The 15,445-nt window shown below is 48.0% G+C and carries 16 protein-coding genes; 8 read left to right on the top strand and 8 right to left on the bottom strand.

Annotation, left to right across the window (positions count from 1 at the left end; all coding sequences use genetic code 11):
* Window positions 1-189 precede the first annotated feature (189 nt).
* Window positions 190-903, top strand: coding sequence for an FHA domain-containing protein (locus ACTS3T_RS09970; protein WP_377961656.1), 714 nt, complete (start codon window positions 190-192; stop codon window positions 901-903).
* Between the two features lie 28 nt (window positions 904-931).
* Here the strand turns inward: ACTS3T_RS09970 and ACTS3T_RS09975 are convergent, their stop codons facing one another.
* The 3 genes from ACTS3T_RS09975 to ACTS3T_RS09985 form a co-directional block, all read right to left on the bottom strand.
* A complete protein-coding gene (locus ACTS3T_RS09975) occupies window positions 932-1,486 on the bottom strand; it encodes a hypothetical protein (protein WP_377961653.1) in 555 nt (184 codons plus the stop codon).
* Window positions 1,487-1,630: 144 nt separating this feature from the next.
* Window positions 1,631-2,338: a hypothetical protein gene (locus ACTS3T_RS09980; RefSeq protein WP_377961650.1), complete on the bottom strand. Its 708-nt coding sequence runs from the start codon at window positions 2,336-2,338 to the stop codon at window positions 1,631-1,633.
* Between the two features lie 54 nt (window positions 2,339-2,392).
* Window positions 2,393-3,079, bottom strand: a complete 687-nt coding sequence (locus tag ACTS3T_RS09985) for an actin-binding WH2 domain-containing protein (protein WP_377961648.1) — start codon at window positions 3,077-3,079, stop codon at window positions 2,393-2,395.
* Between the two features lie 215 nt (window positions 3,080-3,294).
* On the opposite strand from ACTS3T_RS09985, the gene ACTS3T_RS09990 reads away from it, so the two are divergent.
* The gene (locus ACTS3T_RS09990; protein WP_377961645.1) at window positions 3,295-3,840 is read left to right on the top strand and encodes a TRAP transporter small permease subunit; all 546 of its coding nucleotides are present in this window, start codon (window positions 3,295-3,297) and stop codon (window positions 3,838-3,840) included.
* A gap of 20 nt (window positions 3,841-3,860) precedes the next feature.
* Complete coding sequence (locus ACTS3T_RS09995) at window positions 3,861-5,156, top strand: TRAP transporter large permease (RefSeq protein WP_377961909.1); 1,296 nt, start codon at window positions 3,861-3,863, stop codon at window positions 5,154-5,156.
* Here ACTS3T_RS09995 and hemW read toward each other — a convergent pair.
* A complete protein-coding gene (hemW, locus tag ACTS3T_RS10000) occupies window positions 5,153-6,388 on the bottom strand; it encodes a radical SAM family heme chaperone HemW (RefSeq protein WP_377961642.1) in 1,236 nt (411 codons plus the stop codon). The two genes, ACTS3T_RS09995 and hemW, sit on opposite strands and share 4 nt — an antisense overlap.
* Window positions 6,337-6,513, bottom strand: coding sequence for a hypothetical protein (locus tag ACTS3T_RS10005; protein ID WP_377961639.1), 177 nt, complete (start codon window positions 6,511-6,513; stop codon window positions 6,337-6,339). Before ACTS3T_RS10005 ends, hemW begins: the two co-directional genes overlap by 52 nt.
* Window positions 6,514-6,716: 203 nt before the next feature.
* Here ACTS3T_RS10005 and ACTS3T_RS10010 point away from each other — a divergent pair, with 203 nt between their 5' ends.
* Window positions 6,717-7,799 carry a PIN/TRAM domain-containing protein gene (locus tag ACTS3T_RS10010; RefSeq protein WP_377961638.1) on the top strand — a complete coding sequence of 361 codons (1,083 nt, stop codon included), beginning with the start codon at window positions 6,717-6,719 and terminating at the stop codon, window positions 7,797-7,799.
* A gap of 310 nt (window positions 7,800-8,109) precedes the next feature.
* Here ACTS3T_RS10010 and ACTS3T_RS10015 read toward each other — a convergent pair whose 3' ends face one another.
* Window positions 8,110-8,424, bottom strand: coding sequence for a hypothetical protein (locus ACTS3T_RS10015; protein ID WP_377961635.1), 315 nt, complete (start codon window positions 8,422-8,424; stop codon window positions 8,110-8,112).
* Window positions 8,425-8,578: 154 nt separating this feature from the next.
* Here ACTS3T_RS10015 and ACTS3T_RS10020 point away from each other — a divergent pair, with 154 nt between their 5' ends.
* Both ACTS3T_RS10020 and ACTS3T_RS10025 read left to right on the top strand, forming a co-directional pair.
* The gene (locus ACTS3T_RS10020) at window positions 8,579-9,163 is read left to right on the top strand and encodes a pseudouridine synthase (protein WP_377961632.1); all 585 of its coding nucleotides are present in this window, start codon (window positions 8,579-8,581) and stop codon (window positions 9,161-9,163) included.
* Between the two features lie 339 nt (window positions 9,164-9,502).
* Window positions 9,503-11,680: a serine/threonine phosphatase gene (locus ACTS3T_RS10025; RefSeq protein WP_377961629.1), complete on the top strand. Its 2,178-nt coding sequence runs from the start codon at window positions 9,503-9,505 to the stop codon at window positions 11,678-11,680.
* Between the two features lie 225 nt (window positions 11,681-11,905).
* On the opposite strand, the gene ACTS3T_RS10030 is transcribed toward ACTS3T_RS10025, so the two are convergent.
* On the bottom strand, window positions 11,906-12,142 hold the full coding sequence (locus tag ACTS3T_RS10030; RefSeq protein ID WP_377961627.1) for a DUF4327 family protein: 237 nt from the start codon (window positions 12,140-12,142) through the stop codon (window positions 11,906-11,908).
* A gap of 304 nt (window positions 12,143-12,446) precedes the next feature.
* Here ACTS3T_RS10030 and ACTS3T_RS10035 point away from each other — a divergent pair, with 304 nt between their 5' ends.
* Both ACTS3T_RS10035 and ACTS3T_RS10040 read left to right on the top strand, forming a co-directional pair.
* Window positions 12,447-12,893, top strand: a complete 447-nt coding sequence (locus ACTS3T_RS10035; protein ID WP_377961624.1) for a DUF4168 domain-containing protein — start codon at window positions 12,447-12,449, stop codon at window positions 12,891-12,893.
* A 95-nt stretch (window positions 12,894-12,988) separates the two neighbouring features.
* The gene (locus ACTS3T_RS10040; RefSeq protein WP_377961622.1) at window positions 12,989-14,410 is read left to right on the top strand and encodes an MFS transporter; all 1,422 of its coding nucleotides are present in this window, start codon (window positions 12,989-12,991) and stop codon (window positions 14,408-14,410) included.
* Between the two features lie 24 nt (window positions 14,411-14,434).
* On the opposite strand, the gene ACTS3T_RS10045 is transcribed toward ACTS3T_RS10040, so the two are convergent.
* Window positions 14,435-15,355 (bottom strand): NAD(+) kinase, encoded by a 921-nt coding sequence (locus ACTS3T_RS10045; RefSeq protein ID WP_377961619.1) that lies wholly within the window; start codon window positions 15,353-15,355, stop codon window positions 14,435-14,437.
* Between the last annotated feature and the right edge of the window lie 90 nt (window positions 15,356-15,445).

Genomic DNA, 15,445 nt, shown 5'->3' on the forward strand with positions numbered 1-15,445 from the left:
ACAGGCTAGATTAATTTTATAGACTTAGGGTGGAAGATACAGAAGCGTTTGGGGTATGGGTCAGCAATTTAGCTGAATCCACCTGCGAAGATTACTATTTTAAAGTCAGGCTTACGGACTTTGAGTCACTAATCAAGAAGCATCTTGTAGCCATCCCCCTTACTGTTGCGCTTAGTGAGTGCCTCAATCATGTCTAAATCCCACTTTTCCCCTGACTCTTCAGACATGTGGTTAGCCTCTCAGGAAAATCGAGAAATTCAAGAAAGGCTAGAACTGTTTCAAATATTTTCAAAAATATACAGCCACCACCGAACTTTATTAAACGACATTCTCGATCTAGAAGGGTCTGGCGGTAAATCGCTAGCCCGTCTTGGCTTGTTTTACTATGTGCAAGGAGTTGTATCAGAAAAGGGGGCTTACCTGATCACCAATTTGCTAGATGGTAAAACTCGTGCTTTAGAACAGGCCAGCCACATTTGGACAGTTGGCCGTGATCCGCGACAGGTAGCGGTGATTTTGCGAGATAAGCGGCTGTCTCGCTGTCATGCTGCTGTTCAGTATGTTCCTAAGCAAGGATTTTTTCTCTCTGACCTAGACAGCCGCAATGGCTCTTTTGTCAATGGTGAGCGGATTCATCAGCAGTACAAGCTTAGCGACGGCGATCGCATACGTTTGGGTAGCATTACTTTTAGTTTTTTTGTCTGTAGCGACTTTAAAACCGTTGCGCCCCCTACAGCGCAATGTCGTCAAATGCTGGAAAATAGTGCGGGTATGCCAACATTGCCTCCCCAGATAGAGTCTTCTGAGGTTAGAGATAGCTCTGATGACGCGACGGTAGAGGGCAATGCCCCCCGCATTTTGGATGAAACCGTGCGACTACCGTGGAATCAGTGTTTTCGGTAAGTTTTAGATAATTAAACGCGGTTTGAAGCTAGTTAATTCTATTTTTGGCAGCAATTTTTAGCGGAATAGAGGCTAGCTTTGTTCCCGGAAAAGCAATGACGGCTTTTGACTGCGGGCTCTTTCTGAGTTTTAGCAGGGCTGTGACCAAAGAGCCATGATTCAAAGTGGGTAAATCCATAAGCTCCAGAATCTTTCCAGTACTATTGGCCGTATGGCTAATTAAGTTTTCTACGGCAAAGCGAGGTAGCAAGTCAGCCGCGCCCTGACAGACAGCCCACTGCCGTTCTGAGGCCAGGATCTCATACTGCGCTCCGTTGACTAAAACAATTTTGAGGGTAGGACAGTGGGTCTGGCACCAGCGACAGATTCCATAGGGTTTGAGTGACTGCAATCGGGTGTCAATCAAAATGAGATCCGGTAGAGGCAAGGCATTTTGCTGCAGTTGCTGTAAGCTTTTGACTAAGTTCACATCAGCAGACTCCCAAATGACAGCCATGTTTTGAGAGCGCAAAACAGTCTGCCAAATTTTTCCTTGAAACCCTACTGGATAGATCATCAAGACAAATTTCGAAATCTGGGGCATGGGTTGCAGCAATGGAGAATAGAGAAAATTTTATTTTCTCTTTTTGGGATTGTGAATGAAAAAGACCTTAAATTGGGGACAACAGGTGACTTTTTCCCTCTAAAAGCCAGCATAATCTACCCAGTCGATCGCGATCGCTGTTTATCAAGAAGATATCGAATTTAACTTTTGAATTTCTTGATGAACGATGGTGCCAATTTGCAAGGCGTCATTGAGTAAGTCGCCATACTCATTGGCCGCCTGACTTACTTGTAAGGCTTCTAGAGAGGCTAAGTTGTGTTCAATGTTGGCAAACAGTTCCTGACGGCGAGCCATGAAGCGCTGATGCTTACGCAGGATGCGCTCGGTCATCAAGGCACACACTAAACTGCTGCGAGTTAGCTGCAGAGCTTCTAAAACAGCACTTTGATTTTCTACTTTAAGCTGGCTAGGGTTCACATGGCTGAGTTCTTCCAAAATCGTGACGGCGGTCAGGGTTTCGTGATAGCGATCGACTTCGTCTAGCAAACGCGCCAGGGTGATGAGGTGGCGACCTTGCCACCAGCGAAACACGTTCCAGCTAACGGCGATCGCAATGGCAACAGCCAACGCTATTGGCAAAAACTGGGCGGCGCTACTGAGATCTTCCCCTAGTCCCTGATTGCGAGCCACAATCAAACCCAACGGCAAGCAAAAAATGATAACAACGCCAAACGTCAGAAGCTGGTTAAATAGAAGCATCAAGAGGTACCTGGACTGGCGAAAGGCTGAGGGGCGATAAGCCCACCCCATGGTAAATTCACCCACATCTAGCCCTGTCAAGGTATCTAGTTCGCGTTCGCTAATTTTCAGCGTTGAGAGATTTGGCTGCATACGCGAAGTCAGTCATACAAATTTGTTTGGTGATAGCCGAGTCGAAAGAATAAATTAAAGATCAATGCCAAAGAGTTGGAAGACCAGTCGTAAGATTTGGCCATAGAAGTTGCCGTCAATTTCGGGGCGAAAGAGCTGGAAAGGTTCGTCAGGTGCGCCAAAAAAGGGGCGTAGCGTCCATCCAAGCTGACTCCCTACCAGGGCATAGAGAACCAACCAGCCTTTAAGTAAACGGTTGCGTAGCTGATCTTCGGCTGCTTGGGGACTGGCTAAGTTTCGCATGCCATCGTAGAACAGCTTAATGCCAATGACCCCTGTTAAACCCATAATGGCTACGTTTAGCAGCAGGAAGAAGGTATAGTCTTGAATCGAAATCAGGAAAAAAAGCGAGACGGGGGCAAAGCTAAATAGCAGAACGCTAATTACGGAAACGGCTGTTAACACCATTGCCATGTACTGGCGAAAGTTGAGGGCAGAGCCAAAAAGAATATCAAAGAAGTAAAGCGTAGGCAGGCAAATAATCAGCGTAATCAAATAGAGAGCAGGCAGCTTGATGGCTGAAGACAGCATCTGCAACCAGCTACTAGAAGCACCGATAATCGCACCATAGACGGCTAGAAAAACCGTACTGGAAATGAGTAAAGAAATAATTTTGCGCTCTAGCTTAATATCTTGGCGAATTTCCTCTAGCACAGCAGGGCGATCGCGCAGCAAGCGAATCAGAACCGCAAAATGATTCATACTTTTTACTCCATGGGACTGTCTCAAACGATACCTACAATTGAGCAGACGTTGATTTCGGCCAAAGGTTGAGCCAAGACATACAAAATTTTGGGAGTTAATCCGCCACCTGATAGACGCTAGTTGTACAGCGTGAACCCCACTTGAGCGCTTAAAATGGCACCTTAAGCAAGGTAACCTGAGTACTCAAGCGTAAGCATTGCCAGGGAGGGTAAATGCAATTTCTCTTAAGAATTGCAGCTTGGATCGATCGTCTCAGCGATTGGATCGGTCGGCTGACTTTGCTGCTAACCCTTGTGATGGTGGTGATAGGTGCTTACAACGCCATTACTCGCTACCTGGGACGCTATATCGGCGTCAACCTTAGTTCTAACCTTTATATTGAAGTGCAATGGTATCTGTTTAGCCTGGTTTTTTTGCTGGGAGCGGCCTATGTACTTAAACGAGGTGCGCATGTGCGGGTTGATATTTTTTATGGCCGTCTTTCGCGCCGAGGCAAGGCTTGGGTAGATTTATTGGGGGGCTTACTATTGCTCATTCCCATGAGTTTACTGGTGCTGCGCTATTCCTTTCCTGCCATTGTGAACTCCTGGCAAATTTTAGAGCAATCGTCAGATCCGAGCGGTTTGCCTCGTTACCCGATCAAAACTGCCATCATTGTTGCTTTTGTATTACTGACGCTACAAGGGATTTCGGAAGTCATCAAACAAGCTGCCATCATTAGAGGGCAAGCGCCATCTCATCAGGAGGCTAATTTGTGAGTGAGATTTTGGGCCTACTGATGTTTTTAGGGGCACTGGTGCTGATTTTTACCGGCTATCCAGTTGCATTTGCTTTAGGTGGCACAGGGTTGCTCTTTGCTATTATCAGCGCTGCCTTGGGGCAGTTTGACTGGATTTTGTTTACGGCCTTACCCCAACGCATTTTTGGCATTATGGGGAATTACGTTTTGCTGGCAATTCCCTACTTTATTTTGATGGGAACATTGCTACAGCGATCTGGGTTGGCAGAAGATCTGCTGGAAACGTTTGGTCAGTTGTTTGGGCGGCTGCGCGGTGGGCTGGCGATTGGGGTGATTTTGGTTGGTACCCTTTTGGCGGCTGCCACGGGTGTCGTGGGTGCAACCGTTGTGGCAATGGGCATGATTTCTTTGCCGATTATGCTGCGTTATGGTTACAGTCCTTCGCTAGCTACTGGGGTGATTGCCTCTTCGGGAACTTTGGGGCAGGTCATCCCGCCGAGTGTAGTGCTAATTGTGCTGGGCGATCAGCTCGGAGTTTCGGTTGGCGATCTCTTTTTAGGTTCTTTGGTGCCGGGGCTGACGTTAGCGGGTTTGTATTTACTTTACACAGCGGCGATCGCCACGTTTAAGCCCAAAGCAGCCCCGGCCCTTCCGGCTGAGATGCTGGCTATTTCTAAGGGCGTTCTGGCTAAGCGCGTCTTTTTAGTAATGCTGCCACCGCTATTTTTAATTTTGATTGTGCTGGGCAGCATTTTTGCAGGCGTTGCTACCCCAACTGAAGCGGGTGCGATGGGGGTTGCCGGAGCCTTAGTTTTAGCTGCCTTAAATCGACGGCTAACGCTACGGACGCTGATTGCGGCGTTGGAAGCCACCGTCGAGCTAACGACGATGGTTATGGTGCTGCTGCTAGGGGCTACTATCTTTAGTCTGGTTTTTCGGGGTCTAGGGGGCGATCGCTTAGTTGAAGATATTTTGTTAAATCTGCCAGGAGGCGTGATTAGCTTTTTAATCTTCGTCAATACGCTGGTTTTTGTTTTAGGCTTCTTTTTAGACTATTTCGAAATCGTCTTTATCATTGTGCCGCTGATGGCACCTGTTGCCCTCAGCTATGGTTACGACCTGGTCTGGTTTGGGGTGATGCTAGGGGTAAATCTACAAACGTCTTTCCTAACCCCTCCGTTTGGCTTTTCGCTTTTTTACCTACGGGGAGTTTCCCCCCCAGAAATTAAAACCACAGATATTTACAAAGGTGTCGTTCCCTTTATTGCCATTCAGCTCTTTGCTCTGCTGCTAATCATTTGCTTTCCGCAGCTTGTCACCTGGGTTTTGAACTAGTCAAACTCTGCAAACAGCGCTGTCAGCACCACATTTGAAAACAAAAACCCCTCTGGATCACTAAGTCGAATATGGGATGGTAGCGCGGTCGAACTGCTGGCTTCGACCCACCCCTGCTTAATATAAGGCTGTAACCGTTTTTGTAGGCGGTAAACGGTTTCTGAGCCGAATTGCTGCCCCAACCCCGTTAGATCAATACCGTCGGCCAAACGCAGACCAACCATTAACTGATCTAGCAGTCGTTCAGATGCTGAGGTTGGCAGGCAATCAATTTTACCCTGGTTTTGCTGATAGTCCATTACCCACTGATAGTACTCGCGCAGCTTGCGTGGCCGAGCAAAGCGCTGAGCTTGCAAATAGCTGGTAGCCCCCATACCAAAGCCATAGTAGGGGCGATTTTGCCAATAGACCTGGTTGTGACGGCAACGGTAACCAGGTTTAGCGTAGTTAGAAATTTCGTAGTGTTCAAAGCCTGCTTGGGTTAGCGTTTGTTGAGCCAGACGATACATAGCTGCCGTATGATCCTCAGGCGGCAGGGGAGTTTCCCCTGGCTGGTACCATTTGGCAAAAGCCGTTCCCGGTTCAATCGTAAGGTCATAAATAGAAATATGCTGTGGTTGCAGCGCGATCGCCTGAGCCAACGCCCTCTGCCAGCGATCAAGCGTTTGGTAAGGCAGTCCTGAAATCAGGTCTAAGCTGTAGTTGTCAATATCAGCCTGATGCAACCATCCTACGGCTTGCTCAATATCGGCTACGGTATGCGTCCGTCCACACGCCTGCAAAATTTCGGGTTGAAAAGCCTGCACGCCCAAACTAACGCGATTGACGCCCGCGGCTTGATAGCCCTGAAGATGTGACAGGTCAAACGTGCCTGGATCCATCTCCATCGAGATTTCAGCCGTTGCCGTCAAACCGAACCGTTGCGCTAAGTGAGCTAGTAACGTTTGTAATTGGCCAACAGCTAAAAGCGAAGGGGTGCCGCCGCCGAAAAAGACAGTTTCTAGAGGCGCTCCTTTAGCAGGCGTGGCTGCAATTTCTTGGTGTAGCGCTTCAAGATACTGCTGCATCGTGCCTGAGGTTTCGCCTCGCAAGCGATCGCCCAAAACTGAAATTGGAAAATCACAGTAGTAACAGCGCCGACGACAAAAAGGGATATGGATATAGGCAGCGGTGGGCCGTTCTAGACCAGGGGGAGCGATCGCGGCTGACCCAGTGGAACTCGCAGAAACCATAGCAGTTGAATGGCTAGAAAATAATTTATTAGCTGTAGCGATCGCTGGTGAGAATCGGGGGGGCTAGGTACAAATGCGGCGATCGGAAGGGGCGCGACTATAATGAGGCTAGATAATTCTTCCAAAATTCTCTAGGCCAACTGACAAACCTGAAACTGAGAGATTTTAAGGTCGGCTGTATACTTTGGTTGACGCCCTTTAGTGGACACCGACCCACTCAACCTCAATCTAGAGACTAGATAGAGGCTAACTAGTAGAGAACTAGATTCTCAATATTGGGGCATCCGTCTGACCTATATATTTAAACTTAGCTCCATATATACCCCCTATGCTTGACGCCATTATTATCTTTTCATTCATCCTAGCAGGGGCGGGCATTGGCTTTTATGGCATTGATTTACTGCCCGAAAGCGTGCTGCAACAAGTCACCAGTTTAGAAGGGTTAGGCTCTGTAACCGCAGGTTTTGGCGCGTTGATTGGCTGCGGAATTGGCCTGGTTTTTCAGACCAGTTATCGACGCCTAGAGCGACAAGTGCGCGAAATGCCCCCCGATATATTGCTAAGTCGCGCTGTCGGTCTAGTTATTGGGTTGCTCATTGCCAACCTCATGCTGGCTCCTTTATTTCTGCTGCCCATTCCCAGTGAGTTTGGCTTTATCAAGCCTTTAACCGCTGTTCTAGGCAGTATTGTATTTGCGGTTTCTGGCATGAACTTAGCCGACACCCACGGTCGAACCCTGCTGCGCTTGATCAACCCCAGCAGCTTTGAATCCGTTTTGGTAGCCGAAGGTACGTTAAAACCCTCTTCCACCAAAATTCTAGATACTAGCTGCATTATCGATGGGCGGATTGAAAACATTCTGGAAACGGGCTTTTTAGAAGGGCAGCTTCTGATCCCCCAATTCGTCTTGCAAGAGCTACAGCAGGTGGCTGATGCCTCTAACGAACAAAAACGGGTACGAGGACGACGGGGACTCGATATTCTCAATCAAATTCGCGATACCCATCCCAACCGGGTTTTGATTAATCAAGCTGACTACGACGATGTGGCTACGGTAGACGCTAAACTCGTTCGGCTGGCGCAAGAACTCAACGCCACGCTGCTGACGAATGATTACAATCTGAACAAGGTAGCCAGTCTACAGCAAGTACCCGTTCTCAACATTAATGACCTAGCTCAAGCTATCCGTCCCAGCTATCTACCCGGCGATGACATTGAAATCAAGATTTTGAAAGAGGGCAAAGAACCCACTCAAGGCGTCGGCTACCTGAATGACGGCACAATGGTAGTGGTCGAAGAGGGCAAAGATTATATTGGGGATGAACTGGCTGTAGTTGTGACTGGAGCGTTACAAACCTCTGCCGGCAGAATGATTTTTGCCCGACCCAAAACTTCCGTCATGTCTTCTTGAACAGGAACCTCTATCGATCTCATCATGACGAAAAGCCCACTTAGACGTAAGGTGATCGAAAGATATCCTGAAGCAATACGAGGACTTAACGATGCCAGATAAAAACTATTCTTGGAAAGGTAGCTGGAATGCTGGCCAGGTGTTGCTAATTTTGGCCGTCATTGGGGGTGTTCTTTTAGTAGCTGCAGGCTTTAGCTAGTTGCGGCGTTAGCTATCGGCTCTAGTTAGCTTAGCTAAAAGCTAAGCCTGAATTTTCTGCACCTGTTGCTAAGTCGCCCGCAGGTGCAGAAAATCTGGTTTTATTATTCGTCTAGCTTGCTGCTTGGGCGGGTCTTTGGTCGGGCACCGAGTTACCTAATCTCGCTGCTTTCTCTGCTTGGGGATCAACAGCCGAAAACTCAATATGATTGAGCAACGTTGTTACAAAGGCAAACAGCAAAAAGGGTAGAGAAAGTACAAGAATCAAACCTACTGTGGCTAACGCATAAATGGGGCGACTAGCTCCCATCAGCGCTAAAGCCGCCGCCAAACTTACAAACAGCACAATTAGCCAGACAATAATTTGCCCATAAATATCTCCAAAGGTCAGCGTGCAAACGAATCGGTACTTTGATGCGTTGTCCATAAGAATTCCTGCGACAATTCTTTGTAGTTATATTTCAGGATAAAAGGCAGTTTCTTGAGTGAACCGTTTCTAAACATTTTTGCAATACTTGAGTGAATAGATTACGAAGTGTTAAGGAATAGACTGCTAAAATTTCCAGTCAGCGGGCTTGGCAATGGCTTATCGGTATTTGCTATTTAACAAACCTTATGGGGTCTTGACTCAATTTAGCGATCGTCAAGCCCAGCGCCAAACGTTGAAGGATTACATTAATATTCCTGATATTTATCCAGCCGGACGCCTCGATCGAGACAGCGAAGGGCTGCTGTTGTTGACAAATGATGGTCAGTTGCAACATCGGCTAACAAATCCTCGTTATGCCCATCCGCGTACTTATTGGGTGCAAGTCGAACGAATTCCAGATGCTGCTGCCCTTGAGCAGCTCCAGCAAGGAGTTGTCATTCAGCAGCGTCAGACGCAGCCAGCCCAAGTTAAACCGCTGGTGTTGCCGCCTAGCTTGCCACCCCGTGATCCACCCATCCGTTTTCGCAAAACGGTTCCTACAGCCTGGCTAGAAATCACCCTAAGAGAAGGCCGTAATCGCCAGATTAGAAGAATGACTGCATCGGTGGGGTATCCGACCCTGAGGCTAGTACGCGTAGCGATCGCTCACCTGCGTTTAACACAACTTGCTCCTGGTGAGTGGCGCGACCTCACTCATAGCGAACTGACTCAGCTCAAGCAAATTCTTGATCTATAGACTTTTCTGCAAAAACGTTTGTTTACCTCTAAGGCTTGTTAAAAATCTCTCAAAATGTCCTGAGCTATTCACCGGACATAGGTTAGGGTTAATAGAAAGATGTGCTTACGGCTTTACAGTTAGAGCATAGTGTGAAAGCCCTTTATAATAAGAGCTTTCCTCGTCGCCTTAGATTCTTTGGCGACGATTGCGCATAGGAGTAAGTAGCTACCTCGTCCCGTTATTTAAAGACAAACTGCCAAAAGCTACCAAAAAGCATCCTGTCCGCTCTCCAATGGCCTCATCGGTTGTTCTGAGCCACGTTGAAGTGAATATTGAGGTTTACAGAACCTCCTGACTATGCTCACCTGTTCCTACTGCCAGTTTGAGAATCCCAACAGCAACAAATTTTGCCAAAATTGCGGCAGTCCTCTGAAGCTGTTGCTAGCTGTTGTCACCTTTTCGGGTGAGCAAACGTGGGAAAGTTCTGACGAAGCACTGATTGAAACCTCTAGCGGGCAAGCGGCAGTCGATGCAGTTCCTATGGAGATTTCAAAAGAAGCTGGCACTCTAGGCAGGGTTGAAGCCGAGGAATCCGAAAACGCTCTTTTTACTGCAGCAGCGGAGCCAACAGCGTTGTTTCCCTCTACTTCTACTGAGAGGGCTGCCGCTACAGTGTCCGCCGAAGTGAACGCTACAGCAGACCTGCCTGAAATTAGGGCTGAAAGTCCTTTAACCTTGGCTCCAACGCCACCTGCCCTTGCCCTGCCCTTGCCAGAAGAACTGTCAAAACCCTATTTAGACCAAGACCAGCGCTACCAGCTTAAACAGCCGCTTTCACCGACCCCTTTCAGCCACCTCGAATTCGAAGCTGATGTGATCGACTGTCAGCCCGCCGCGCCCTCTCCGCTGGCGGAACTTGCTGAGCAACTGCTGAGAGCAACCGAACAGGCTGATAACGAAGCGAAAGAGCCAAGTCACTCGCTAACGGAGACTTTGCCGGATGCCGCTCAACCTTACTTGCTATTGCAAAGTAACTTTTTTCCGGCTGTGCCAGAGCTGCACTGTGCTTGGCAAACTGACAGCTATACGGTTCTAATCCTAGAGCAGCGTAGTCAATTCGCCAAACTGTCTGAATACTGGCAACTAGAGGCGGTTGAAGCACTGCAACAAATTCATTGGTGCTATGAGATGTCAGAGCTTTGGCAAGCTCTAGCACCTTATCAAGGACAGCCAAGCCTGCTTAACCTAGAAAATCTGCGAGTAGACGAAGATCAAATTTTGTGTTTGCAGCGGCTTTACTTTCAATCAGCCGATATGCAGTACACGCTAAGAGATCTAGGCTTGCTGTGGCAAATCATGTTGCAACAAGCTCCTAATGCTCTAAGCGATCTCATAACCCTGGCCAGTGATCTAGGCGCTGGCAACCTGGAAACTATAGAGACTCTGCAGGCTCGTTTAGTTGCTATTGCCGATCGGCTCTTGCAACCTGAGGGGACTCCCCAACTTAGCCCTGCGCCGCAGCAAGAAGAGGCGCTGCCAACGGCGGCTCAACCCCAAGCCAATGCAGAAGAACTTGCTAACATGGAGGCGGCAATTGCCGAAGCTTCACAGCTTCTGCTAGATACAGACACCGAAGACTTGCTAGAAAGAATTGACGAAGACAACTTAACAAATGACTCGCCCACAATGGTTTTGCCAATGATGTTGGTTGAACTGAGTGAGGCTGGACAAACCCATGTCGGCCAACAGCGGGAACATAATGAAGACACGTTTTGCATTCAGTCAGAAATTTGCCGACTAGAAACTCCAAAAGATCGGCGATTACAAGCCAAAGGACTTTACATTTTGTGCGACGGCATGGGCGGCCATGAAAGTGGTGAGGTAGCCAGTGCCCTAGCGGTTGAAAGCTTGCAGGCTTATTTTTCGGAGCACTGGCAGTCTTCCTTACCCAGTGAGGAAGAAATTAAGCAGGCAATTGCTCAAGCGAATGATGTCATTTACAACACTAATCAGGCTGATGAGCGTTCTGGAAACAGTCGAATGGGAACAACCCTGGTGATGCTTTTGCTCCAGGAAACCCATGCAGTTATTGCTCATGTTGGCGATAGCCGCCTTTACTGCTATAGCCGCCGCTTAGGCTTACAGCAGGTAACCTGCGACCACGAAGTTGGTCAGCGAGAAATTCAGCGCGGTGTAGAACCTGCGATCGCCTATGCTCGTCCTGATGCTTACCAGCTTACTCAAGCTCTTGGCCCGCGCGATAGTAGCAATATCAGACCCAGTATTAGCTTTTTAGAGTTTAGTGAAGATACGGTACTGCTGCTGTGTTCCGATGGCTTGAGCGATAACGATCTGCTTGATACGCACGTTTCATCTCATATTGAGCCGTTGTTGAGTAACCGTACTGATTTAGAAGCTGGCCTTGAACAGTTGATTAACTTAGCTAATGAGCAAAATGGCCATGACAACATTACGGCGATCGCCATTAGCATTAAGGTTAAACCCAATCTAGATAAACTCAAAAAGGCATCCTGACCTGAGATGCCTTTTTGAAAAAATATTTGGTCGTGTAACCCTTACCTAAAAGCGAACTTACACAAGCGGCAAGTGCCGAACCGCTTTGCCGCAACCTCTACCCCTTTCTAAAGCTGACATCAATTTTTGCTAAACCAAGGTGTTGGTTCAGGCATTAGGTACTATTGCTTTTAAGGCTGGGCAGCTAATGCCTGATTCATGCTGCTCAATACCCAAACAGACTGATCAGGTGTCTTCTTCTTCCCACGATTCGACTGCTAGCAAATCGCCAATTGGATCTTGCATTGAGAACTCAAACTCTTCTAGTTCTTGCTTCCAATGAGACCAATCATCGCCAAACAAAAAGGCGATTTTCCATAGACTGTCGGACGGTTGGATGACGCCGGAGTCCACGAGAGATTTTACTTTTCTCTGAAATTTCACCATTGGGTGAACAACCGCTGGGTTGGTTGTGTTAATCATAATTGAATTTTTCAAAGACTGTCCTTAGGAAAGTAGGCAGCTCTCAGATAGAACGAGTTGAAGCTTTATCTATTGATTTCAAGCGCTGCCAGGTGCATCATAGCACAAAGTGATTTAAAATCACCCTTCAGCTATTCTAGCGCTATCTTCTCGATTAACTCACGTTAAAGCCTTTTTTTCGTCAACTTGTTAGCAGATCTAATCAGATTGAGGTTTAGAATTAGTTTAAGTTATTTTTGGCGGCGCGATCGCCCCTTTTGGCTAACCAAAAACTTTCAAAAGCCCAGCAAAACGAGGAGGCAGAATGAGCCAACTGCAGCATTTCAAGCATTTAAAAAGTCTGAACCAAAGGTTTTTGGGCTTACTGCTCAGCATAGCCTTGCTGCTGCCGATGTCTCCGGCTTGGGCGGTAGCGAGCATCTCACCAGAACCTGCCACGCTGGCGGTGCCTGCTGTTTCGGAGCTTGGTTTAACAGCAAATGATATTTCTTCTGAGAAAGTCAGCCAGTTTGTGCAGGCTTATCTGCAAGTTGTAGAGCTAATCGATCAGCGAGAAAACGAGTTGCAAAGCGCCGAAACTGAGTCTGAGACATTGCAACTTCAGCAAGAAATTCAGACAGAAGCCTTTTCTCTGATTACTCAAGCGGGTCTAACTCAGCCAGAATACTGGCAATTGTTGGGATTGGCCAACAGCGACATGGAATTTAGAGAACGCATTTTAGCCCAGTTAGAAGAAGCAACCAGCTCATAAAATTTAGAGCAATAGCCAGATTTTCCCTATCTCTGGCACTCTAGAAGCAGGACGAGAGTTTTTTAGCCTGTTTTATTCGGAGCATTAACAGCAATATGGGATCGCCCAGCCTGAGTGGGACGGCTCAGCCAATTACTGAAAAACTTGATCTAACAACCCGCTTAGCCTACGGTACAGGCGAAATTGCAGGCGCTATTCCTTCTAGCACAACGGCTTTGTTTCTGATTTTTTTTCTGACTAACGTGGCAGGGCTTAGCCCGATGTTAGCTGGCAGTGCGATGTTTTTAGGCAAAGTTTGGGATGCACTGAGCGATCCGGTGATTGGGTGGCTCAGCGACCATACCCAATCGCCTTTGGGTCGTCGCTATCCTTGGATGCTAGGCGGAGCAATCCCCCTGGCGATCGCTTGTATTTTGTGTTGGCAAGTTCCTCCGATTAATAGCCAGTGGGGGCTGTTTGCTTACTATGTTGCGGCCTCTGTTTTGGCCTACTCCGCCTTCACTTGTGTCATGCTGCCTTTCTCAGCCCTAGCGGCTGAACTGACACAGGGCTACGACGAACGCATCACGTTGATTAGCTTCAAGTCAGCCTTTAGCATTGGCGGCAGCATTTTTGCCCTGGCCATGGCGCAAATCTTGTTTACCCAGGTAGCTGATCCCGAACAGCAATATCAATTACTAGGTTTGGGTAGCGCTGTTTTAGTCATCTTGGCCGTTTTAGGCTGTGTAGCCGGAACCTATAAGCGCTACCGCTTGGTGCAGAAGCATCGTCCCCAAATGGCCACCGCAACGACCATTCGGCTATGGCAGCAGGTTCGCATTGCAGCCAGTAATCGCCCTTTTTTGTGGGTAGCGGGGCTTTATCTGTTTTCTTGGACAGGGGTGCAGATATCGGTCGTGGTGCTGCTTTATTTCGTTGTGGACTGGATGGGGTTATCAAAGTCTCACTTTGTCTGGATGGCTTTGGTCGTACAGGCAACGGCTGTAGTTACCACCTTTTTGTGGAACTGGATCGGTCGCCATAGCGAGAAGCGTACGGTTTATTTTTTAGGCGCTCCTTTCATTTTGATCTCGCAGCTAGGGCTGTTTTCAATTCAACCCGGTCAAACAAGCTGGATGTATGGATTAGCCGTTTTAGCAGGCATCGGCACAGCAACCGTTTATCTGGTGCCGTGGTCAATGTTGCCCGACGTGGTCGATTTTGACGAACTCAATACTGGGCAACGGCGTGAAGGACTTTTTTATAGTTCAGTCGTTTTTATTCAAAAAATGGGGATAGCAGTCGCTATTTTTGTCACCAGTCAGGTTCTAGACTGGGCGGGGTATATAGCGACCTCTGCAAATGAGCCTGCGGTTATTCAGCCTGACTTAGCCTTGTGGACAATTCGCGTGATTGTTGGGCCAATTCCAGCGATCGCGATTGTGATCGGCCTTGTCTTTGCCTACTACTATCCAATTACGCGCGAGGTTCATACCTCTATTTTGCTGAAGCTGAGAGATCAACAATCGCTGCTATAGACAGTACGAGCCTACAGGGCTGGGTTAATTACGATGGTTGTTAGCATAGTTGATTCGCGCACCTGCCCATTGCAGCTTATTGCGCAACGTCTGATAGTAGGAATGGTTTTCGCGCAAAATAATGAATTGAGCCGTACATTCAGCCGTGCGAATATCTACCCGATGCCCTGGCCAAATTGCCGTCGCCATAACGCCATCGACCCACAGCTTAGTATTCAATTCGGTATCTGCCAGCGGCCAAACGCTAACAACACAACCGGGCGGAATTACAATTGGGCGGCTAGATAAACTGAGGGGACAAATCGGCGTCACAATAATGGCAGGTAATCCAGGGTGGACGATGGGGCCATTGGCTGCCACCGTATAGCCCGTCGAGCCTGTAGGCGTACTAACCAGCAGACCATCACCCTGATATTGATCAACCACCTCGCCATCAATTTCCATTTCCAGAATAGAAGTGATCATGCGATCGGGCGAGGCGGGTTTAATACACATTTCGTTGAGAGACACATAGCGATCGCTGACGGGATCTAGATTCGTTCGGTTGCCAGCAAAAACTTGTGCTTGCAACATCATGCGCCGCTCAACGGCAAAGCGATCGCTGGCCAAACGCTGCCAGATTTCAGAGAAGTCATCAAAAACATCTGAAGACTCAGTCAGAAATCCCAAATGTCCGCCAATATTCAACGCCAGGATCGGAATGCCATCTGCGGCTAAGTGCCGTGCCGCAGCCAAAGCCGTACCATCTCCTCCCAGAACTACCGCTAAATCAATGGGCTGAGTCACCGAAGCGAGAAAGACCGGATAGGGGTTATCTTTAGGGCCGCTAGGCCCCATCAACACCTTACAATCTTGAGACTCTAGCTGTCTGGCACACTTTGCGGCCCAGCTTTGACTGAGACGGTTACCCGCTTTGTGAACAATAATGACCTGCTTTAGCTGCACGATTCACTCAGCTTCCACTAAACATGTCGAAAGACGCTACTGGTTTAAGTAACGTCTTTACCATAATTCATTTGCTTGCCATTCTGATGA

This window comes from Almyronema sp., from assembly GCF_052168255.1.
In the GTDB taxonomy this organism is placed as follows: Bacteria; Cyanobacteriota; Cyanobacteriia; order Phormidesmidales; family Phormidesmidaceae; genus Sphaerothrix; species Sphaerothrix epifaneia.